At 66.3% G+C, this 4,331-nt stretch carries 3 protein-coding genes and 1 pseudogene; all 4 read right to left on the bottom strand.

Annotation, left to right across the window (positions count from 1 at the left end):
* Positions 1–331: 331 nt before the first annotated feature.
* The gene (locus tag AC061S_RS44155; protein ID WP_478691528.1) at positions 332–1,852 is read right to left on the bottom strand and encodes a gamma-glutamyltransferase; all 1,521 of its coding nucleotides are present in this window, start codon (positions 1,850–1,852) and stop codon (positions 332–334) included.
* A 139-nt stretch (positions 1,853–1,991) separates the two neighbouring features.
* A complete protein-coding gene (locus tag AC061S_RS44150) occupies positions 1,992–3,110 on the bottom strand; it encodes a hypothetical protein (protein WP_478691527.1) in 1,119 nt (372 codons plus the stop codon).
* Between the two features lie 347 nt (positions 3,111–3,457).
* A complete protein-coding gene (locus AC061S_RS44145; RefSeq protein WP_478691526.1) occupies positions 3,458–4,081 on the bottom strand; it encodes a hypothetical protein in 624 nt (207 codons plus the stop codon).
* Positions 4,082–4,241: 160 nt separating this feature from the next.
* A pseudogene (locus tag AC061S_RS44140) lies at positions 4,242–4,331 on the bottom strand (IS5/IS1182 family transposase); the annotation flags it as partial.

Raw genomic sequence — 4,331 nt, 5'->3', positions numbered from 1 at the left:
GCTCATTCAGATGCGGCAATAACACCGCGAACCTGAGAGCGAGTTGGTCGCGAACCTCGCTTGATATGCGCACACCCTGCCAACGCGGCAGGGCCCACGAAGCAACGTGTTGATTCTTTACGGCGTCGTCCAGCAATTCCCCGGTTTGGCTGACCGGGGATCCGCTGCTACTCTCCCCGCGCCCAGGCCCTCTGAGCGGGCTGCGAGCCACCCTTGCGACGCTTTGGGTGCTCTGGTCTGACGGGAGGGCCCGCGTCATTCCCCGTACGTGGGGCCTCACTTGCGACTGTTTGACCGGAAGGCCAGCGGCTCCGTCGTGAAGGCGTGGCGGTCAGCGCTCGTGGTGGGGGAGGTCGTCTTTGCGAACGGCGAGATATGTCTCGGCGGTCGCTGCTTCGAGAAGGCCGGAATCTTCGCCGAGGTCGAGACGGGGCTCGTTCTCGGTGCGCAGCAGCTCCTTCCAGGTCCGCGTCCTCCCCTCTTGGAAGGCTGCACGGACCCGGGGCTCGATCCGCGACCGTTCTTCCTCTTGGCGCTCCCGGAAGACCCGCCGCTGGGTGCGACGCTGGCGCTCCTCGGCTTCCTCGCTCACGGGTTCGTCGGCCCGCAGGTCTTCGGCCCGCATGCCGGGGGTGTGCTCCGCGATCAGCATGTCCTCGCGGTGGAGCTGGGCGCAGGCGGCGTAGAGTTCTCGGGACATGCCCAGGTGGAGTTCGGTGCCGGGGACGCGGTAGCTAAGGAACTCGTCGAGGCCGGCGGCTCGTGCGTATTCGCGTCGGCGGGGCTGATCCTTCTCGCTGGGGTAGTCCGCATGGATGGCGTTGCGCGTGTTCCGGAGCTCCGAGTCGCGTTCCAGGGGGGTTGTTACCCCGTGGGGGCCTCGGCGGCGGTCCGCGCGATCGGTGGGCAGGGCCACGGTCTTGAGCCGGGAAAGCTGGGCGCCGCTGAGCGCCAGGTACACCAGCATCTGGGCACGGGCTGCGCCCATCAGGGCGTCATCGCTGTCACCGAGGTGATCCTCCGGGGAGCCCGGCATCTTGGGCGGCTTGGTACCGGCGGAGGGTTGGAGCGGCTTCTTTCCGGGGTGGTGGTCGTGGTCGACGGTGAGGAACAGGTCGCCCCGGGGCTGGACACTGGCCCCGACGAGGATCCGTCGGTGGGCGTATTCGTGGAGGACGTTGGTGCCGCCCTGGAGCTGCTTCCAGCCTTCCCAGAGGCGGGGACTGCGGACGTTGCCGCCCTTGGCTTCGATGAGCCAGTAGCGGTTCTCCTCCTCGTGCAGGCCCCACAGGTCGGGCAGTTTCGCCGACGGGTTTCGGAACTTGTCGCGGAGGGCTGGGATGGGGCCTCCGTCTTCGATGTGCAGGGTCTGGCCCAGGCCCATCAGTGAGCGGGTTGCCCACTCGGCCATGGTCATGCCCAGGCGGTAGCCGAGGGTGTTCTTCGCGGAGCGTTCGGTGCCGTGCTCGTAGACCCGGTTGACGGTCAGGCGGCGGCCCGTACTGCCCGGCAGGGGGTGTTTGGTGTCGACGCAATGGGTGCCGAGGTAGGCGTACAAGGGGGCGACGCGTGCGACGAGTTCGTTGCCGGCGAGCTGCGGCGTCTGCAGCAGGTTTGGGGTGATGTCCCGGCCCACCTCTGTGGCGGCCTTGAGGATTTCTCGCCAGGTGGTGGTGGGCAGGTACCAGCCGTTCTTCGCCGGGAACGCGGCGGCCTGAGGCCAAGGTGCCGGCTTCCAGGTACGCCACTGCTTGAACGGCCGTGGCTCCGGGCTGTCACGGAACCGCACGGGTATGTCCATGCTGTCGGTGTACGTGAGGGGCGGGGCGTCGGCGGAGGGGGTAGGGGTCACCGGCTCACTGTGCCAGGGAGCGGGAAGGCTGCTGTATCTAGGGTGGCCGTGCCTGCCTGTGCCTGGCTGAGTGGGTGTGACTGAGTGGCCTCGTAGTTGGCCACTGAGCGCGACAGTGGGCCCGCGCCATAGTGGGCGACTACAGCGGATCGGGCTCCTGTCGGCTGCGCGGCAGTCGGGGCGCATCCAGCTCTGTGACGAGCTGGATCAGGTTCCTCGGCACTGCGGTGTGCATGACCTTATCGAGGTGGGCCTGTTGGAGAACGTTCGCGTACTCCTTGTCCGGCACCACGATGTCGCAGTAGGGCGTGGCCAGGCTGATGGCGTCAATATCGTAGATGTCGTTGGAGCTCCACCTCTTCGCGCGGTTGCTGTGCAGGCGTGTCTTGAGGACCGTGGTCACCCTCGCGCTCGGCATCGACAAGACGAAGGCGCTGAGCCTGGCCAGATCACGGTCCAGGGCTGACGGTTCCAGACCACGCAGCGCGAGCTGGAGAACAAGCTGATCGAAGAACCCAACGAACAGTTCCCGGCCAACAACCAGAGTGCGGAGATCGGACTGCTTCACGAATCGCTTCGGATTCGCGATGAGCCACCCCTGAAGGTCCCGCTCGAAATCGGCCCGCTCCTGCTGCCTCGCTTCCACGCCCTCGGGGCTCCAGCCCCTCTTCCGTAGCTCGGCCACCTCAGAGTCGGCGGGGCCGGCGAGCATGCGACGCTCGGCCTCCGCTTGAACCTGGGACATGAAGGCCTCGAACTCGGAGGCGCCCATCCTCGCGCGCAATTCGGCACCGGCGTCCCCTTGGGGGCCCCGAACCACGAGTCTTCCAGGAACAGCGAACGCATGGCCGAACCCGACCTCCACCAGACGCATGGGAGACGGGGCACTCGCACCGGGCCCGAACAGCATGGTGAGGGAAGCATCAATCTCCCGTTCCAGCACCGCGGCCCGTGGCGGCAGGGTTGCATACCCGGTGAGCTCCTCCATGACCGCAGCCAGGTCCTGGCGCTGCTTGGGATCGGGAATCTTCGTCTGCTCCACGTAGAGCTCGGAGGAGAGTACGAACAGTGCCTGCTTGTCGCGAACGGCTTCCCGGCACCGCGTTAGGGCCTGCTGGTACGGCGTTCCGGCGGCAACTCCCTTGGCCGCCTTCGCCAGGTAGATCCAGTGGCAGAGATCGAGGTAGACGAGGCGCTGGGGAGCGACCGTCGGCTGCAGCACGGCGCCCGGCCAGCAAATCGGAGGATCGTCATTCACGTGACGAAGTATCACCGCCGGTGCGGGCACAATTCCATCGCATTCCGCGTGGGCGACCGACCTCGGCGAGCGGGTATTCTGGCGCGTCGGTCCTGACCTGCCTCGTGTCGGTGCTCAGAATGGCCAACCATCGTGCTCAGTGGCCAACTCCGATCTGGTCCTTTAGCGCTTGAGTTGGCCCGGCTGAGCATCGTGCTTGGCCCGCCGGGTGGCCGTCCCACCTTCTGTACGGCTTCGTGCGAAGACCGCGGTCTCATGCCGCCGGTGGTTAAGCGCGTTCGAGCACTGCATTCGAGGCACCGTAGTGGTGCCTGTGCCCGAGGTGGACACAGGCACCATCCGTTCCGTCAGGGGGTGAGGTAGGCGATCGGGCCCCCGGACACTGCGGCCTGAACGCGGGAGCCCAGGAGTTGCCTGGTCAGCGCCGCCAGAGCAGGGTCGGTGGTCTCGACGCGGTAGGTTGCGGGGTCGTCCAGCTCGTGAACCCGTCCAGCCACGTTCGCCTTGAAGGCATACCTGACCTCGTTCGGGCCGAAGCTCTTGCACTCCGGCTCGACATCGGTGATCGCCAGGACTCCTGTGACCCAGCCGGCGATCGCTACCGCGAGCACCCCGGCGGACGCGATCTTCTGCGGGTCACACCGCCACCACTTCCGATTGGCGGCGAGGAACTCCTCGTCGGTGAGGCTGGGGCTGTCGCCGAGAAAGTCCCGGTCATCGCCGTCCTCCGGCGACGCCGGTGCGGCTGCTGCAGTGCGTAGTACAGGCAGCAGGCCGTCGGTGACGGTGACCTGCCTTGCCCGGGACAGCATGATGACCCGGGAGGCGCGAAGGTCCGGCAGGAATTGGCTGTCCAGAAGCTTAGAGACCGTCTTCGGCGATAGGCCAAGAACGCGTGCGGCCTGGTTCCGGGTCAGCAGGTCATGGCTCGTCGCCCCGGGAGGCTGGGCGAGGAAGATTGACGGCAGCATGGAGCACGCCCTTCGGTTCGGGGCCCTCTCGTCCGTGAGAGAGCCAGCGAGTGCGTTACCTCATTCTAGAGAACGCACTGAAGGGATGGTGGTGACTCCACTCAGCCGAGTAACCAGGTTCTGAGAGGGCGTTTGATCTAGGCGGATTGCCCTTTATCTCCTAGTAGGTTCCTCGCCAGGTTGGTGTGGTCTCGTCCGTTATGCGCTTGCTGAGGTTGTCGATGGAGGCGATGTGGATCATGGCTTCGGA

Source organism: Streptomyces sp. CA189 (assembly GCF_056428985.1).
This window is presented reverse-complemented; position numbering and strand designations above follow the sequence as displayed.

What these genes read in the sequence shown, in the direction of transcription:
- AC061S_RS44145 (WP_478691526.1), bottom strand. Translation starts at nt 4,081, where the DNA reads ATGCTGCCGTCAATCTTCCTCGCCCAGCCTCCCGGGGCGACGAGCCAT.